The 15,778-nt window shown below is 39.0% G+C and carries 26 protein-coding genes and 1 pseudogene; 19 read left to right on the forward strand and 8 right to left on the reverse strand.

Features of this window, described 5'->3' with window-relative positions; all coding sequences use genetic code 11:
• Positions 1-176: 176 nt before the first annotated feature.
• Positions 177-1,229 (forward strand): DUF2971 domain-containing protein, encoded by a 1,053-nt coding sequence (locus tag PR766_RS01655; protein WP_154636428.1) that lies wholly within the window; start codon positions 177-179, stop codon positions 1,227-1,229.
• On the opposite strand, the gene PR766_RS01660 is transcribed toward PR766_RS01655, so the two are convergent.
• The 5 genes from PR766_RS01660 to PR766_RS01685 form a co-directional block, all read right to left on the reverse strand.
• Complete coding sequence (locus PR766_RS01660; protein WP_154636429.1) at positions 1,215-2,342, reverse strand: phage integrase Arm DNA-binding domain-containing protein; 1,128 nt, start codon at positions 2,340-2,342, stop codon at positions 1,215-1,217. The two genes, PR766_RS01655 and PR766_RS01660, sit on opposite strands and share 15 nt — an antisense overlap.
• A complete protein-coding gene (locus PR766_RS01665; protein ID WP_154609795.1) occupies positions 2,323-2,565 on the reverse strand; it encodes an excisionase in 243 nt (80 codons plus the stop codon). The genes PR766_RS01660 and PR766_RS01665 overlap by 20 nt, the downstream gene beginning before the upstream one ends.
• Positions 2,566-3,044: 479 nt before the next feature.
• On the reverse strand, positions 3,045-3,287 hold the full coding sequence (locus tag PR766_RS01675) for a hypothetical protein (protein ID WP_154636430.1): 243 nt from the start codon (positions 3,285-3,287) through the stop codon (positions 3,045-3,047).
• A gap of 27 nt (positions 3,288-3,314) precedes the next feature.
• The gene (locus PR766_RS01680) at positions 3,315-3,545 is read right to left on the reverse strand and encodes a hypothetical protein (RefSeq protein WP_154636431.1); all 231 of its coding nucleotides are present in this window, start codon (positions 3,543-3,545) and stop codon (positions 3,315-3,317) included.
• 349 nt (positions 3,546-3,894) lie between these two features.
• Positions 3,895-4,557: a helix-turn-helix domain-containing protein gene (locus PR766_RS01685; RefSeq protein ID WP_154636432.1), complete on the reverse strand. Its 663-nt coding sequence runs from the start codon at positions 4,555-4,557 to the stop codon at positions 3,895-3,897.
• Positions 4,558-4,598: 41 nt separating this feature from the next.
• On the opposite strand from PR766_RS01685, the gene PR766_RS01690 reads away from it, so the two are divergent.
• The 8 genes and pseudogenes from PR766_RS01690 to PR766_RS01725 all read left to right on the forward strand — a co-directional run bounded on the left by PR766_RS01690 (position 4,599) and on the right by PR766_RS01725 (position 8,896).
• Complete coding sequence (locus PR766_RS01690) at positions 4,599-4,820, forward strand: helix-turn-helix domain-containing protein (protein ID WP_154636433.1); 222 nt, start codon at positions 4,599-4,601, stop codon at positions 4,818-4,820.
• 50 nt (positions 4,821-4,870) lie between these two features.
• Positions 4,871-5,329, forward strand: coding sequence for a YmfL family putative regulatory protein (locus tag PR766_RS01695; RefSeq protein ID WP_154636434.1), 459 nt, complete (start codon positions 4,871-4,873; stop codon positions 5,327-5,329).
• A 284-nt stretch (positions 5,330-5,613) separates the two neighbouring features.
• Positions 5,614-5,793: a DUF4222 domain-containing protein gene (locus PR766_RS01700; protein ID WP_154636435.1), complete on the forward strand. Its 180-nt coding sequence runs from the start codon at positions 5,614-5,616 to the stop codon at positions 5,791-5,793.
• 9 nt (positions 5,794-5,802) lie between these two features.
• Positions 5,803-6,852, forward strand: coding sequence for a helix-turn-helix domain-containing protein (locus PR766_RS01705; protein WP_154636436.1), 1,050 nt, complete (start codon positions 5,803-5,805; stop codon positions 6,850-6,852).
• Positions 6,849-7,175, forward strand: a complete 327-nt coding sequence (locus PR766_RS01710; RefSeq protein ID WP_154636437.1) for a hypothetical protein — start codon at positions 6,849-6,851, stop codon at positions 7,173-7,175. Before PR766_RS01705 ends, PR766_RS01710 begins: the two co-directional genes overlap by 4 nt.
• Positions 7,172-7,549, forward strand: a complete 378-nt coding sequence (locus PR766_RS01715) for a RusA family crossover junction endodeoxyribonuclease (protein ID WP_154636438.1) — start codon at positions 7,172-7,174, stop codon at positions 7,547-7,549. Before PR766_RS01710 ends, PR766_RS01715 begins: the two co-directional genes overlap by 4 nt.
• 202 nt (positions 7,550-7,751) lie before the next feature.
• Positions 7,752-8,105 (forward strand): annotated as a pseudogene (locus PR766_RS01720) (DUF968 domain-containing protein); the annotation flags it as partial.
• Between the two features lie 11 nt (positions 8,106-8,116).
• Positions 8,117-8,896: an antitermination protein Q gene (locus PR766_RS01725; RefSeq protein WP_154636455.1), complete on the forward strand. Its 780-nt coding sequence runs from the start codon at positions 8,117-8,119 to the stop codon at positions 8,894-8,896.
• A 73-nt stretch (positions 8,897-8,969) separates the two neighbouring features.
• Here PR766_RS01725 and PR766_RS01730 read toward each other — a convergent pair whose 3' ends face one another.
• Entirely contained in the window at positions 8,970-9,314 is a 345-nt protein-coding gene (locus PR766_RS01730) for a hypothetical protein (RefSeq protein WP_154636440.1), read from the reverse strand.
• A 327-nt stretch (positions 9,315-9,641) separates the two neighbouring features.
• On the opposite strand from PR766_RS01730, the gene PR766_RS01735 reads away from it, so the two are divergent.
• From PR766_RS01735 to PR766_RS01750, 4 genes are all read left to right on the forward strand, one after another.
• A complete protein-coding gene (locus PR766_RS01735) occupies positions 9,642-9,845 on the forward strand; it encodes a TrmB family transcriptional regulator (RefSeq protein WP_154636441.1) in 204 nt (67 codons plus the stop codon).
• A 132-nt stretch (positions 9,846-9,977) separates the two neighbouring features.
• Positions 9,978-11,057 (forward strand): DNA-methyltransferase, encoded by a 1,080-nt coding sequence (locus tag PR766_RS01740; RefSeq protein ID WP_154636442.1) that lies wholly within the window; start codon positions 9,978-9,980, stop codon positions 11,055-11,057.
• Positions 11,058-11,154: 97 nt separating this feature from the next.
• The gene (locus PR766_RS01745) at positions 11,155-11,487 is read left to right on the forward strand and encodes a hypothetical protein (protein ID WP_154636443.1); all 333 of its coding nucleotides are present in this window, start codon (positions 11,155-11,157) and stop codon (positions 11,485-11,487) included.
• A 72-nt stretch (positions 11,488-11,559) separates the two neighbouring features.
• Positions 11,560-11,715 (forward strand): hypothetical protein, encoded by a 156-nt coding sequence (locus PR766_RS01750; protein WP_154636444.1) that lies wholly within the window; start codon positions 11,560-11,562, stop codon positions 11,713-11,715.
• Here PR766_RS01750 and PR766_RS01755 read toward each other — a convergent pair.
• Complete coding sequence (locus tag PR766_RS01755; RefSeq protein WP_154636445.1) at positions 11,690-11,890, reverse strand: hypothetical protein; 201 nt, start codon at positions 11,888-11,890, stop codon at positions 11,690-11,692. The genes PR766_RS01750 and PR766_RS01755 overlap by 26 nt on opposite strands.
• A gap of 165 nt (positions 11,891-12,055) precedes the next feature.
• Between PR766_RS01755 and PR766_RS01760 the strand changes: the two genes are divergently transcribed.
• From PR766_RS01760 to PR766_RS01775, 5 genes are all read left to right on the forward strand, one after another.
• Entirely contained in the window at positions 12,056-12,280 is a 225-nt protein-coding gene (locus tag PR766_RS01760) for a class II holin family protein (RefSeq protein WP_154632562.1), read from the forward strand.
• Entirely contained in the window at positions 12,261-12,833 is a 573-nt protein-coding gene (locus tag PR766_RS01765; RefSeq protein WP_154636446.1) for a lysozyme, read from the forward strand. The genes PR766_RS01760 and PR766_RS01765 overlap by 20 nt, the downstream gene beginning before the upstream one ends.
• 58 nt (positions 12,834-12,891) lie before the next feature.
• Positions 12,892-13,269 (forward strand): hypothetical protein, encoded by a 378-nt coding sequence (locus PR766_RS01770; RefSeq protein ID WP_154636447.1) that lies wholly within the window; start codon positions 12,892-12,894, stop codon positions 13,267-13,269.
• 319 nt (positions 13,270-13,588) lie between these two features.
• Complete coding sequence (locus PR766_RS18430; RefSeq protein ID WP_442959946.1) at positions 13,589-13,690, forward strand: crAss001_48 related protein; 102 nt, start codon at positions 13,589-13,591, stop codon at positions 13,688-13,690.
• A gap of 157 nt (positions 13,691-13,847) precedes the next feature.
• Entirely contained in the window at positions 13,848-14,660 is an 813-nt protein-coding gene (locus PR766_RS01775; RefSeq protein WP_154636448.1) for an FRG domain-containing protein, read from the forward strand.
• A gap of 126 nt (positions 14,661-14,786) precedes the next feature.
• On the opposite strand, the gene PR766_RS01780 is transcribed toward PR766_RS01775, so the two are convergent.
• Positions 14,787-15,230: a hypothetical protein gene (locus PR766_RS01780; protein WP_154636449.1), complete on the reverse strand. Its 444-nt coding sequence runs from the start codon at positions 15,228-15,230 to the stop codon at positions 14,787-14,789.
• 106 nt (positions 15,231-15,336) lie between these two features.
• On the opposite strand from PR766_RS01780, the gene PR766_RS01785 reads away from it, so the two are divergent.
• Complete coding sequence (locus PR766_RS01785; RefSeq protein WP_154636450.1) at positions 15,337-15,690, forward strand: HNH endonuclease; 354 nt, start codon at positions 15,337-15,339, stop codon at positions 15,688-15,690.
• Positions 15,691-15,778: the final 88 nt, after the last annotated feature.

A 15,778-nucleotide genomic window follows, 5' to 3' on the forward strand; every position in this document is an offset into this window, starting at 1 on the left:
TCAAACACATGTAATTTATTACGTAGTGTGATTAATAACGGGAACTTAATAGTTCCCGTTTTTTATTGTCACATTTGAAATGGTTATCAAAAAGTTATCAAAACGAATTATCAAAATAGCCTATATTATCTACTGATAATTTATATCTTAATGATATCGTCCTAAGGGAATTTGGTATGAGAGTATTTAAGTATAGAGGTGGGGATGATAAGGTGTTTTCAAGGGACTTATCTTCATTAGAACAGGATTATTTTTGGTCTCCTAATTATGGCAATCTAAATGATCCATGTGAAGGTCTAGTACTAACAGATCAAGTCTTTGAACAATTAAATGTTTTAAATAATGTGTTTGGTAATGCAGAACAAACTTCTTTTATTTCACTTGATTCAGTGAAAGAGGCATTTAGAGATTTAATTGCTATTAAAGATAAGTCCGGAATTTACTCTTTAAGCAAAACTTTTACTGATGAACTATTATGGGCACATTATGCTAATAGCCATTATGGCTTTTGCATTGAATATGATTTAGATAAATTGTGCGACTTTGAAAGTACTAAATATTCTATTTTTGATGTCATATATCAAAATAAGCCACCAGTAATGAATTTTGACAGCATGTTTGCCTCAGAAAATCAAAATAAGACTCTCCAAAAATTAACAAGTGTAAAATCTAAGAGATGGCAGTATGAAGAAGAAATCAGAATTATCACTCCAAGTGAGGGTAAACAGTATTACGATTTCAGAGCTGTAAAGTCTATATATTTTGGTTTGCGAATGGAAAAGAAAAAGATACGGTTGATTATGGAAACCCTTCAAGGAAGGGGAATTAAATATTTCCAAATGCAATTGAAAGCCAATTCGTATGAGTTGACACATCAATCCATAGATGATTTATATCCTACAAAACAAAAATACAAATATTCAATTTCCCCCATAGATGAATATACTATTGATGTGCAAAGCTTAGACGAGAAATGGAGTAAATATAAGTCTTACTTATTTAAATTGGCAGAGATAGCTAGAAGAGAACCATACTGCCAAGAGGTCACTATGGTTGCTCTAGATACTACACAAAGTACAATTGATAATCCTATTTTCTTTGCACAATTAAAGAGAAAGGAGTACAGGCATAAGAATATATATTTAACTATCAATGAGATAGATGATATTTTTGCGCTAATTGATGATTTGGATGAAAACTATGCAGCATCCATCCTAAAGCTTAACTAGCAACCAGTCTTTACCTCTATCATCATTATACCTATCGGTTTGCTGTTGGTTTTTATGACCCAGCAAATCTTTAGTGTTTATCCCTTGCTCGCGATACAGCCTTTCAGACAAAGAACGCTGTTCATGAAAAGAAGCTGGCGTTCCTTCACCCCAATCAATATCAGTTTTATTTCGCGCCTTTTTAAAATTTGTTGTTATTGTATTTGCTGTGACTTGCTCACCACGATTTGCTTGAGAGGTTGTATGGAAATAATGGATCAGATACTGACTGACAACGCGGTCACGACATCTTGAAATAACTTCTCTCAATGACATATTCAATGCATCAGATTTTAGCGCTAATGGAATAGCTAATTTACTCCCAGTCTTTTCTTGTGTGATATGTAAATGGTCATCCCAAATATCACTAAACTTCATTGCTGAAATATCGCCAAGTCGTTGTCCAGTAATTACCGCTAATAGCATCGCATTACCTAAATACTTATGCTGTTTATTAGCAATATCAAATATTTTTTGCCACTCTTCCAAGTTTAAGCGCTGGCGGGTGATCCGTCGTTTTGGCTGCTTAGTGGCGAGTGCAGGGTTATACCCTGGTGGAACTTCACCAGCATGCTGAGCCTCTCTAAACACATCGATTAATACAGACCGAATAACTTGAGCCATGCGATGTTGGCCATTAGATTTATATTCATCAAGTATTGATGCGATATCTCTCGCATCAACTGCTGGCAAAGGCTTCATTGCGAGAGAGTGGCGCATTAGGTCCACAGGTTTTCTTTTTTGCTTATATGTGTTTTGTTTTATATCACCGTCAGCAAGGCGCTCTTCTTGTATTACCCAGTAGCGATCTAGCCAAGTGTTTACGGTGATCTCTTTACCTTTAATTCTTGCTACTCTATCACTGATCGCCATGACTTGACGGCTGCGTTGTTCCGCTAATCGGTTATTAGCTTCAATAGCAATTTCACGAGCTTCAGCCTCATTGTCACCGAGGGCATGATATTTTCCAGTTATAGGGTGGCGATAACGCCAATAAACCTTGTTAGCTTTTCTGCTAAATAGTGGGTAGAGATTAGGGATATTGACGTTATTTTTACGTGGACGGGCAGCCATCGTTTAAAATCCTTTGTAATTTTGGGTTATCACTCTTATTGATAACCGGTGATGTCAAATTACCGACTAAGTCGGCATCTTCTCTCACGCGCCAAATACCACCTTCTTTTTGTGCTGGTGGATAGAACAAGCCACTCCTAGCATAGCGTTGTAATGTCCCCAGTCGAGGAGGGCGACTTCTATAACGTTCGCTCGCCCATTCCTCCAAAGTAAGCATTTGCATAATTACCTCCACATTCTGCCGCATACAGATTAAGTATATTTTAGCCACAATATAAATAAGACCACTGACAGTAATTAAGCACATATTTACCCGTATGGACTGATGCCAATGGTCTTATTTATATTTAGAAAAAGAGGCGGGATGGCACCACCAAAAATTATCAATAACTAAAACACCAATAGAGATGATAATGAGAACCTGAACTAACTTAGCCACATCAGGCGGCTGTGGTATTCTTGGTAGCCCTACACAACCAAGAGAATTTGAAATGCTAAAATCAACCTTAATTTCTAAATGTCTTTATCAATGCAATATGATCACTGACGTAAAAGGTGGTGAATATGCGGTGCAAAGTATTTTTACTGAGTATTTTCCAAAGCATTCTTTTGATAAATGGAACACCGAATTGTCTGATGATGTTGCTAATCGCTTTCTAGATCTCTCAAAAGGTAGTTCCCAAATACGTGTTGATTCTTTTATTAAAGACCTTTGGGATCTTTAATTGCGGAAAATGCGCCATATTGATGTTGGGTGGTTTTTCCGAACGCATTAGCTTCTTGTTCTAGCGAATTTCTATCCAACATTAAGGTTTCAGTAGTTTTAGCGATAAATGATAAGTAATCAGCAGCGACCGCACCATTAGTGTTTAAGTAACACACCGCGGCGCCATTGACTTTTAGCTCAATAATATTGCCAGCGCTTTCATTTGTTACTCTGGACATGCTAATCACCTCGCAAAATCAAATTAACTATGCACTAATAGTGACTTTACAGCGTTCGGTCTGCTCGAAAATTTCATCATCGAGTTTTTCTATCTTGCGCTGCAGATCTTCTTTTTCTTGCTCGTACAGAGCCTGTTTAGCCTTAAGCGAATCTAGCGTTTTAAATTCAGCGGCCTTTTGAAGGATCCATGCCTGCGCATCTTCCTGCGACATTGGCACGCTAAAGGTTACGATTGGTTCATTTTGGTTGGCTTGCATTGTATTCACCTAGTAGTTATCTCGATGAATCAAATATAGCAATGAGTATTAAATATAGCAATGGGTATATTTTGTTTATTTTATAGAATCTTGTATCGACATGAAAATAAAGGAATTATATTTCATCCTCTATAAAAATACGAAAGGCTATTGAAATTTACGAGGAATAATTCTTGCAAATTTTAGTTGAGAATATAAAGTATAAAACAATTTACTGTATAAATACACAGTAATGGACCAAAAGCTATAATGTTATATTCGAGAGGAATGAGACGATGGTGATAGTTTTGGTGAGGGATGGGGTTGGTGAATATAGAGAGGTGCTTGTTAGTCTAAGGACAACAACAAGCTACCTTCTAAAATCGCGAACAAGAAAAACAACTACGCCGATAAATAGAGCAGAGGATAATTCAACCAATGGGACTCTATTATCATCAACGGATAGGAAGCCATGATTACCGCCATCTAGAAATTTATATACAGATATAGAATTATTTACCTGTGCTATCACTAGATCGCCTGTTCCTGGAGTTATCTCTGTATCCACTATGGCAATACTTCCACTTGGTGCTTCTGCGCACCCAGTATTGCGATTTAGGACATATGCCCGATAAGATGCTAAAGGTTTACCTACCGGAGATATAACGAAATCATCGGTTTCACCAGACTCATCCCAAACTGAAATATTAAGCGACTTATCCAGCCTAAACTTCTGATCATTGTTGGGACCTTCCATTTCGCCAATGCCATTCGCTAGCCAGTCAACGTTCACACCTAGCGCATTAGCTATGTCAACCAATTTAACCGAGCCTTTAGCTTTTCCATTGACTAGGCGCCAAATAGTAGGCTGAGCAACTCCTGATGCTTCTGCTAAAGCACCCTGAGTCATATTGTCTCTATATTTCATAGCCTCTTGAAGGCGTTCTGATAGCGTCGTTTTCATGAATGCGAATTTATAGGCATGCGTATTAAAAATCAAATCCTCATTGCTATTGTATAAATTAATACTCATTGCTATTATTTGTCTCACGACAATACTTAAAGGGTTAGAAAATGAAAAGTATGGCAATTCAAAAAGCAATTGATATCGCAGGAGGACAAAAAAAGCTCGCAGACCTATGCGGTGTTAGTCAGCCTACTGTATGGCGCTGGCTTCACGGTGGTGGTGTAGATGCGAGATTGGTTATGTCCATCGTGAAAGCCACTAATAATGAGGTTACGCCTCATGAAATAAGACCAGATTTGTATGAATTAATTGGAACGGGAAAACAATAACAAAACTAACTAATTGAGTTAACTACCAACTAAACAACGGAATTGTAGATATGTGCAAACAAACACTAAAAGAAGTCGTGAAAGAAATGTGCAAAGCATTCCCTGGTGGTCGTTCAGCGATGGCGGGGGCTTTGGGGATATCAGAAACCACTTTCAACAATAAGCTGTATGAAAAGAATGGTTGTCGATTCTTTGAGCATGACGAATTAGAGGCAATAGAAGAACTGTCGGGAACTAAGTTGCTGGTGGAGTATCACCTAGATCGCCATGGCATGACAGGGATGGAACCCATTGAAGCTGAAAAACTCGATCAGGTTGAGTTGTTTGATATTCGAATGAAGTTAGGTGCAATGCAGGGCGCGCTTGCCGTTTTAATTCAAGAAAGCATAGCTGATGGCATTTTAACTGGCGATGAAATCACTGCGATAAACAAAAAATCTCAAAAGGTTTTTGCTTATGCAAAGCACTTTATTGATTCACTACCTGTTGTTTATGGGGTTAAAGCGTAATGACCAACTTTAGGAAGGTTGACGCTCAGGATATGCGGTCCCGAGCGTCGGTGCTAATAACAACTTTTGTGGAGCAACTACTAGCATGAACAGTGTATGCCAAATTCAACCAATAAAGCAATTTAGATGCTTACCAGTCTCGAAACAAGGTTCGCTTCAATATGTAGAAATCATAACGTCAGCAGATGAGTCGGGCAACTACCGGAGAAATGAGAAATTGGTAGATATCGCTGAGTTGAGAAGTGACTGGGCTAACTTTTACTTCAACAGCAAAGGCGAGGCACATGACTGATGAAGATCCAAATAATCTCAATCGCATTTATCTCGACAAGCGCGGCATTCCTGTCCGTGTTGTTTGTTATGACCGGGAAAAGATGTGGGTCATTTACATGCGAGAAGGCTATGAGCATGAATGTTTTGCTCCGTTATACAAATTTAAAGATGAATTCAGAAGAGTCGAGTAGGTAGCAACTATGAGCGTAAAACTATCAAGTTATGTTTGGGATGGCTGTGCGCCAGCAGGTTTGAAGATAACCTCGGTTGCTATCATGGCTCGTCTCGCTGACTTCTCAAACGATGAGGGAGTGTGCTGGCCATCGGTACCGACAATTGCTCGTCAAATCGGTGCAGGTGAAAGCACAGTACGTACCGCTATCAAAGATTTAGAAAAAGACGGTTGGTTATCAAGAGAAAAGCGCCGTAAAGGCAACCGTAATGCGAGCAATATCTATCAGCTTAATGTTAATAAATTAGCTTCAGCAGCGAGAGCCGCATTACCTCAACCAGCAGAATCTGATACGTCAAATCCTGACGCGTCAAAATCTGTTGCATCAAAATCTGTCCCGTCAGAATCAAGCAAAGATAATCGTTTTGACCCGTCAGAATCTGGGGGCGATCCGTCAGTAACTTCAAAACAAGATCCATCAGTAACTAACTCTTCGTCGCAGAATTCTAGCGAATCCAGCGACAAGCCTAAAATTGATTTTTTAAATCGTTACCCAGAGGCGGTGATTTACAGCGCCAACTTCCAGAGATGGGGATCCGCGGATGACCTCAAATGTGCGGAATGGCTGTTTAGCCGCAAGTGTGAAGTTTTCAAAGAGCTTGGGCTGCAAGAGCCGAAAGAGCCAAACTTCACTGAGTGGGCTAATGATGTTCGCCTGATGGTGAGTCAAGACGGTCGCACCCACAAAGAGATTTGCCAATTCTACAAACGCGTTAGCCAGGATGAGTTCTGGAAGAAAAATGTTCAGTGCCCAAGAACGCTACGTACCCAGTGGGATGATTTAACCCTCCGTTTAGCAGGTGAGCAAAAGGTTTCCATCGACCAAGTTCAGCGTGATGAATCATTCACTCGCATTATCGGCTCACATTCTAAACCTCGAAATCGCATCGAAGAAATTGCGGCAGAGCTAGCGGGTAAATCAGGTGTGCGTCGAATGAGCGATTTTGTTGGACGCAAGGCATGGGCAGGTATTTGGCAACAGGCAGCAGAACAAGCAGCGAGAGAGGTGACAGCATGATTTCAGCACAAAAGCGTCGGTATATTGAGTACACAACACATTTCAACGGTAGGACTTTTTGCCGCGATGATCTTTTCAGTGAATTCAACATGAAAAAACGGGCTGGAGCGACAGCTATTATCAAATCTTTATTGAACTATGGATTGATTTATCAAGATCAGGACGGGCTTTATCGTGTATCTGCTAATTGTGAGCACATGCTAAAAGAGGGGAAGTTTCGTTCTCATGATTCCTCTGCGAGTGCAAACGGGATTGCTGCTGAATCTGCTTTATTCGCTTTAGTTCGGAAATTTGATGCACTACTGGCTGGAGTCAGAGGATGAGTATATCACTCGTATTGCCATTTCCACCAAGCGTAAATGCGTGTTGGCGTAATGTGAATGGCAGAACACTAATTAGTGAAAAGGGACGTAAATTTCGGGGGAGTGCCATTGTTGCTATTTATGAACAATTGAAGCGTAAACCGATAGCGATAACTCAGCCCGTTTCTGTAAAGGTGAAAATGTATCCGCCAACAAATCACAAGCGAGACATTGATAACTATTTAAAAGCACCGTTTGACGCATTAACACATGCCAATATTTGGAAAGACGATGACCAAGTGAAGAGGGTGGAAATGGAGTGGTGTGAAGTTGTCAAAGGCGGTCGTTTTGAAATAACAATCAGTTTGCATGAGAGCGCAAGTGCGGTTGCGTAGATGGGGGAATAGCATGAGTTATCAATGGATACTAACGCCAATATTGGTACCAGAAATTGGCGCTGTGATTTTTAAGCCAGGTATGCACATGAATACATTCAGCGGAAGAATGTTGCTGATGACTTTGCCTGCAGAATTAAAGCATAAACCATCGGGGCTTATCTCTCTTTCTCAGCAATACCTCAGCGACAAGTTGAATGAGCTTGATGCATTAACGCCAGTAATGAACTTAGCTGTAGACGCCGAGCCACCAGCAAGCTTTATGAAGTTTCCGAAGCTCCAGCGCTGGACTAGTAACGATTATCTGAAATGGGTTAAATCACAACCGTGTTGCGTGTGTGGTGCTACGGCTGACGACCCACATCATATTATCGGCTACGGGCAAGGTGGCATAGGCACAAAAGCCCATGACTTGTTCACTATCCCATTATGTCGAGTTCACCACAGCGAGTTACACAAAGATCCAAAGCAGTGGGAACAAGAAAACGGTAGCCAGTTAGTTTTGTTATTTAAATTTCTAGATCGCTCTATCGGTCTGGGCGTATTGGGTTGGTAGAGGCGGATATTATGAAATTAGAAAATGCACTTAAAAACTTTCACCCTAAGTCACCTACATTCGGCAATGTAGCTGGCTGCACATCACCTGACAGAATTACAGGTACGGATATCATGGCGGCTATGGGTATGGCGGAATCAAAAGCTGAATTTGGTATGGCAGCCTTTTTGGCAAAAAATGATGTTAGCGAAGAAGATAAGTTTTCTACGGTGGAATCCTTAACCCAATACGCTAAGAAAATCACACCAAAGCTGGTGGCTAAAGCAGCGGGTAAAAAACTGGGTTATTGCTTAATTATTCTGTCCAGAATGGCATTTGAAGATTATGCCCGTTCAGCTGGCGCGGTTTTCCCATGTTCAGCGTGTAATGGTAAAGGTCTTATTTATAGTCGCAAGGATGTCACTAAGCATCCTGGTATAATGAAACTAGATGGAACCGTGGTTATTGAGCCATGGGTTGAAAAAGAGAAGGTAGGTGAGTTATGTGTTCCTTGTAATGGTAAAGGTCAAATAGCACACCGTTGTCGCTGTAAAGGGCGTGGTAAAGTATTAGATGAGGTACAGACCGAATTACAAGGAGCGCCAGTATTTAAAGATTGCTCTCGTTGCGCAGGTAAAGGTTTCAATCGTGTACCGTCGTCTGTAGCGTATAATGCAATTAGACATTTAGTACCTGACCTTAACGAAAGAACATGGCGTAGAAATTGGAAGCCGTTCTATGAAAAATTAACAAGCAAGTGTTTTATTGAAGAGAGTATAGCGGAACAAGCTTTTAGCTGTATAACTCGTTAGTGCGTTATGTTAAACAAAAATGGGCATTTATTGCCCATAATAAATATCTTTTATAATTAGCGAATTGCATAAATTATTCAAAGCCTTTAACAGAGGCAATAATATTAATTCTTTTAAAATGATTCGCTAATAACTCAATAAATTGATGTGGTTCTAAGGTTGTTTCTTTATCAATAAAACATGATTCAGGGTTTTTTGATTTATTTATCTCATCGTATGAACTTACGGATGTTTTAAATTTGATAGTAAAGGTTTTTGATACTTCAGAAAACCAGATACCAAATCCAAAAATATTATCATTACCGTTGATTATATTTTGATTTCTGGCCCAATCAGTAATACTTTTTTGATCGTTTTGATCTAAAGCTATAGTTCCTTTCCAATCATCATATTGTACTGCCGCACTTTCTCCAAACATAGATACCTCTTTTGTATAATTACATGGTTAATAACAAATCGGATACTAACATAAGCAAAATAACTAAATAATATATTAATTTTATTTATGTGATCGGTGGGGAGATTTTTATTAAATTTGTACATTTGTCAGCTATTGAATTTTGTCCGAAACTGGCTTATTATCTTCTAATAATGGACATTCTATACCTAGTCGCATTAAACCAATTCAAAACCTCGCAATGCGGGGTTTTTTTATGCCTCAAATTCACATAAGACTTGCTGTTACGTTTGGTCAGAGTTACATGTGTAGTTATGCACAACAACTGACCGAAGGTTTAAAAATATCATGTTAAAACAGAGTGATATAACACAAGAAGCAAGAATTATTTTTGAGGCTACCCCATATTCTGAAGCGGTAACGGCGGGGGAAGTTTCCCAATTGACAGGACTAGCACAGCCACGCTGCCAACTGATATTGACGCAGTTGGCAATGGCTGGGTTAGTTAAAGAAAATACCAAAGAAAACACATTTCAAAATATCCATCTGTGAAAATGGGCGGCTGGTGGGTGTTGACGCACTCCACCAGCCATCTGCCCGTTGTAAGAGGTCACGGACAAACCAAGGCCCACTGCTTATACGCGTAAAGCTAGGTGAGCTTATCAAAAAAGGTTCTCCTGATCTATGAAAAACACTGTAAATTTAAACAGTATAAATTTGGTTAATGACGACTCACTTAACTATATAAAAACCCTTCCAGATAATTGTATTGACCTAATTGCAACCGACCCACCATATTTTCAAGTTAAAAGCTGTAGCTGGGATAATCAGTGGGAAAACACCACTTCGTATTTATCTTGGCTTGATGAAATGCTGGCTGAGTTTTGGCGGGTGTTAAAGCCAACTGGTAGTCTTTATATGTTTTGTGGCTCAAAGCTGGCGGCTGATACGGAAATATTAGTGCGTGAGCGGTTCAACGTTTTAAACCATATTATTTGGTCTAAACCGTCAGGGCCATGGCGCCGACAAAACAAAGAAAGCTTAAGAAGTTATTTTCCTGCAACGGAACGTATTATTTTTGCCGATCACTATCAAAACCCTTACAAGGGGAAAAGCAGTGAGTATTTGCAGCAATGCCGTGAACTAAAAGAAAACGTGCTTAAGCCTTTGATTGAATATTTTAAGCAGGCTCGAGACTCTTTAGGCATCACAGCAAAAGAAATTCATAGCGCAACGGGTAAGCAAATGGCTTCCCATTGGTTTGGTTATAGTCAATGGCAATTACCAAGTGAAACGGATTATTTGAAGCTTCAAGAGCTATTCAAGCGCGTCGCTGAGGAAAAGTTAAGCCATAACCCATTAAATCGCGAGCATGCCGATCTAGCGAGTGAACAAGGCGCGTTAAGGCGTGAATATAATGAATTAGCAGCGCAATACAAATTATTACGGCGTCCATTCTCTGTGACCGTTGATGTGCCTTATATTGACGTTTGGACCTATCCACCAGTGCAGTATTACCCCGGTAAACATCCATGTGAAAAACCTGCTGTGATGATGGAACACATTATTAATAGCAGTAGCCGAGAGGGCGATGTTGTTGCTGATTTTTTCATGGGGTCTGGCGCCACAATAAAAGCGGCACTGAAACTTAATCGTCGTGTTATCGGTGTTGAGCTAGAAACAGACCGTTTCGAACAAACAAAGTTAGAGATTAGCAGAATAAACAGCGTCAATAGTTGTAGTGGCTTACAACAGCTTGCCTGAGCTAAATCAGGCATTCATGAAAATCAAAGAATAGTAAAGGAATTGCAATTTTATAAATGATATAAATTGGTATGTCGCAATTTAACAAGAGGCAACCATGTATACAGAACATAGTATTTTATTAGGTGATATTGATCAAAATGATTTAGTTAGCATTAGTAAATTAATCGAGCGGAATGAACGTGAATTTAAAGAATTTGTATTGAGTAGATATTTGGCAGATAGTGATAGATATGAATACTGTGATGGTTCATTGACTGTTGATAATATTGATGCTGATAGCTTTACATTTTCTGCAATGGTTTCTTATCATGCAGGCTGTTCAGATATGAATAAAAGGCATGACGTGGATGCTGTAGTTAGTTATGAAATTATCGACGGTGAACTTTTTTTCAGCTTACCTGAATTCTTATGGGATGTTAGGTGTTAGATAACAATATTTGTAAATCTGAATATAATGGCTACGCATTGCGTGGCCTTTTTCTATTTAAGAGAGGTAGTTATGAAATTTGAAGATTTACCCAATGACATTCAATTAGTTGCTGCAAATTGCTTGTCTCGATTAATTATGGAGCGGCCCTATATGGAAAAAGAGCCAATGGAGAGATTGGCTCAGGATATTAAAAATGCATTTATTGGTTTATATCATCAAGGTTAAGCGTTTTCTCACTTGCTTCGAAGTGAGTTTTAAATGCGTCAAATGCCTTATTTATAGCCGCAGGCATGGAATCAGTACTGATACGGCTATATTCACCAGCTCTAATTAACTCAACCACCAGGCGATACGCAGCCTCTGCAGGCTCATATTCAGGGTGGGGTAACTTTTCTGACATAATATTTCCTTTTCCGAAGTTAATCAGCCATCCCTTCGGTAAGTCACATAGGGCTGAACCTCTAACTTATCTCAAATACTGATTAAATTCATTAATCTAAATCTAGCTGCTATTGCTTGTGGCTTTCTATTAACTAAATTTCGGGCCCTCCGTAGGGGGTGGTATATGCGTATGGATAAATTAACGACTGGCGCCTCCTATGCTGCTTCGACAGGTTCAACATTTTACTGGTTAAAGCAATTATTGGATGGTTTTTCATCGGAACAATGGGCAGCGATTGGTGTGCTGGGAAGCCTGCTTTTGGGTCTAGCTACATTTCTGACAAACCTGTATTTCAAGCGAAAAGAAGATAAGCGCAAAGAGGCGGCTCATGCCAAAGATACCAAATAAAATAAAAATGGCCGCTGCAGCTGGTGGATTGATGACATTAACTGTTGCAATGGTTACTGAGTTTGAAGGGTACAAGCCCAAGCCATATTTGGATCCGGTAGGAATATTGACTGTGTGCTATGGACATACTGGCTCTGACATTATTCCCACAAAGACCTATACCGAAGCTGAGTGTAAAGCGCTACTAGAAAAAGACTTAGCTATCGTCGCTAAAGCGGTAAATCCACTAATTAAAGTCAATATTCCTGATTACACCAGAGCGGCACTTTATTCATTTACTTATAACGTCGGAACCGGTGCTTTCTCGCGTTCTACGTTACTCAAAAAACTCAACGCAGGTGACCTCATTGGTGCTTGCAATGAACTTAAACGTTGGATTTATGCTGGGGGTGTGAAATGGAAAGGGTTAATGACAAGGCGCGAAGTGGAAGAGGCTGTATGCCATGGCGAGTTTGTTTATGCTTATCCGCTTTCATTATCGGAATCCCCGTCTGTTTGGCAGTTGGCGTATACGCACTCAATGACAATACCTGTGGTGGCACTGACAAGATAAGTGTAGAAAAACGCTGCCAAAGTGCGGTTAATTACAACAAAGCCCGGCAGGTTAACTTATGAAGATAGATAACTCGTTTTGGCTTTTTTTAATGTTAGTTGCTGTTAGTTGGTTGGCATTAACGCTTTATGATAACAACACTGCAGTTAAGAGTGACAACGACAAGTTAAAGCAAGATAACATCAAACAAAGTGCAGTCATTGCCCGTCAGTCATTTCAATTCAATCGCTTCAATCAGATAGCAACAACAGCATACCGGAACGGCATTCAAGCTGATGCGAAAGCGCAGGAGAAAATCATTGAATATAAAACGATACTCAAAGCAGAGTCTTCTTGTGATTCTCTTGTGCCTCAGCTTGTTACTGATGGCTTGTTCGAGTACACAAACGAGCTACGAGAGCGCGCAATGCGTTCCAATTCCATCGACGCTAACTAATTCTGTGGTACCGCCTTTGCCACCTGATAGTGACGGTAAAACACTATCATTCAAAGCGTCTGTATTGTGGAATAGATTATTGCTAGGAACGATAGAGAAGGCGAATGAGCAGTTTGAAGCCATTCGAGAAATTGAGGTAATTAGAAATAAAAATGCCCCAGATATCGGGGCTAAGTAGAGAATAATAGTTCATGAATGTAACGTCACTATACGTTAATCGTGAATGACAACAACATTAAAAAAGTAGTAATCTCAAGCAAATATTACAAATTTGAGCCTCGCAAAATAGCGGGATTTTTAACATCTATAGAAGCGTAAAATACAGCTACATCAACAACGAGTAGTCAATGAAAAAATAGAGTTAGACGACAAAATCATAAAGTTAGCAGCCTTCATTAAGGGTGATATCTGTAAAAATTAGAATATCGTGGCCAAGAGTTATTAGGTCACACTAGCGGTCACTCGGAAGCTCTTTCTCTTCGCTTTGAGCGCGCTTTTAAAGAATAACCCAGACAAGGTTACAGAAGATGCTCCTTCTTGCTGACGGGTAAGCCTTAATTGAGCAGAGTAACGTAATTATGATAGTTACGATTGATTTATGCTCTTGGTCACTTTATTTAAACTTCAGTTTAATTAATTATGTTATTTTTTTATTGTTGATAGTATCTTTAAGTTTTTATATAAAGAGGAATAATAAAGTGCAAATTACTTGCGTTCAGGAGTTAGTCAGTATTGTTGATGGTAACTCTTCTTTAGGGTATTTATATAGAGGGGAGAGCGACTTTGAATATAAATTGAAGCCATCTCTTGCCAGATATTCAGATAGAGCAGCAATAAATGGATACGATCTTCTGGGCAACGAAAAATACTCATTGCAGATATTTAACTCTGAACTTCCTCAATATCACAAAAACCATGTAAATGGTAAATTTGAGCTTATGGCGATAGCTCAGCATCATGGATTACCGACAAGGCTGCTAGATTGGTCTCTTTCTCCTCTTGTCGCTTTATATTTTGCAGTAAATGAAAATAAAGGAACTGATGCATCACTCTATAGTTTTAGAACAGGTTCTATGAGATGGGCTACAGAAGATGATATATCAAAAAGTGTAGATGAAAATGAAGAAGAGGATGTTTTTGTTTACCAGTCTAAGCACCTAACACCAAGACTCAAAAATCAGCAAGGTGTTTTTACATTTCATAAGCGGTTTGAAGAAGAATTTAATAACCCAAATTTACAAAAATATAGAATCCCTGTTGATTGTATAGACTCTATAAAATGGCAATTAATACAACTTGGTATTACAGATAAGGTTATCTATGGAGATTTAGATGCATTATGTAAAACTCTAGCATTCAGTCATTTTAAAGGTTTTGACGAAAGACAATGACCCGCTATAGCGGGTTTTTTATTAGGTGTAAAATGAAGAAATATACATTAACAACAAAAGAATGCCCCAGTTTAGAGGCAGTGTAAGAATGATTATCTATAATGATAGGTAAATATATATTTGGTATCAATCGTAATCATATTGAATTTTATTTTTACTATAAGTTTTCAATAAATAATTTTTAAAAAGTGAGTATATAGAGTTTAGAGCTACAAATATAACAGATAAATAATAGAAATAATCATAATCAGCAATCGTTGTTAAAATAGAAGTCTGTTTTTCATTGGCAATATCCCATATAATAAGGGTGACCAATGAAGAGAATGCTAGATTAAATTTAGTCATAAAGGATATTATTTTATCCATTATCTCTATTTTGAATTGTATTCTATTTGTAGGATATCTGAGTAAAATAATAAATTGAATAATTATTAGAGCATTAGCAATGTTAAGTGCATGATCTATAAAGCCTCTATGTTGTTCAATTAATATAAATATCAGTGCATAAGAAATAGTAATAACAATGAAAATCGACCAAAATAGTTCACTGCGTGTTATTGTTTTCATCATGAAATCCATTAATAGTGTTAATGTTTGATGTGTAATCATATAAAAGTTTCATAAGTATTCATAGCTATCAGCTAATTATTGGTGATTTTTATTTGTGGAGAAAATTATGCCACCTCGTATCCCTCGTGCTTGTAGAAAGCATGGCTGCAGCAAGACAACCACTGACCGTAGTGGTTACTGTCAAGAGCACATGAATACAGGATGGGAAAGCCACCAGCAAGGCAAGAGTCGCCATGAGCGCGGTTATGGCTCTAAGTGGGACAAGATACGTGCTCGTATTCTTAATCGTGATAAGCATCTGTGCCTGGAGTGTTTGAAGTCAGGAAGACCAACTGAAGCCAAGACAGTAGACCACATCAAACCCAAGGCGCATGGTGGTACCGATGACGATAGTAATCTGCAATCACTGTGCTGGTCATGCCATAGAAGCAAGACGGCAAGTGAGCGAACCAGAAGATAGCCACCATACAAGCGTAAACACTCAAGGGGAGGGGAGGGTCAAATCCCTACCATTCTCACCCTAAAGTACCGCCGCCTTACCTTTTGTG

Source organism: Providencia sp. PROV208, assembly GCF_028479465.1.
Taxonomy (GTDB): Bacteria; Pseudomonadota; Gammaproteobacteria; order Enterobacterales; family Enterobacteriaceae; genus Providencia; species Providencia alcalifaciens.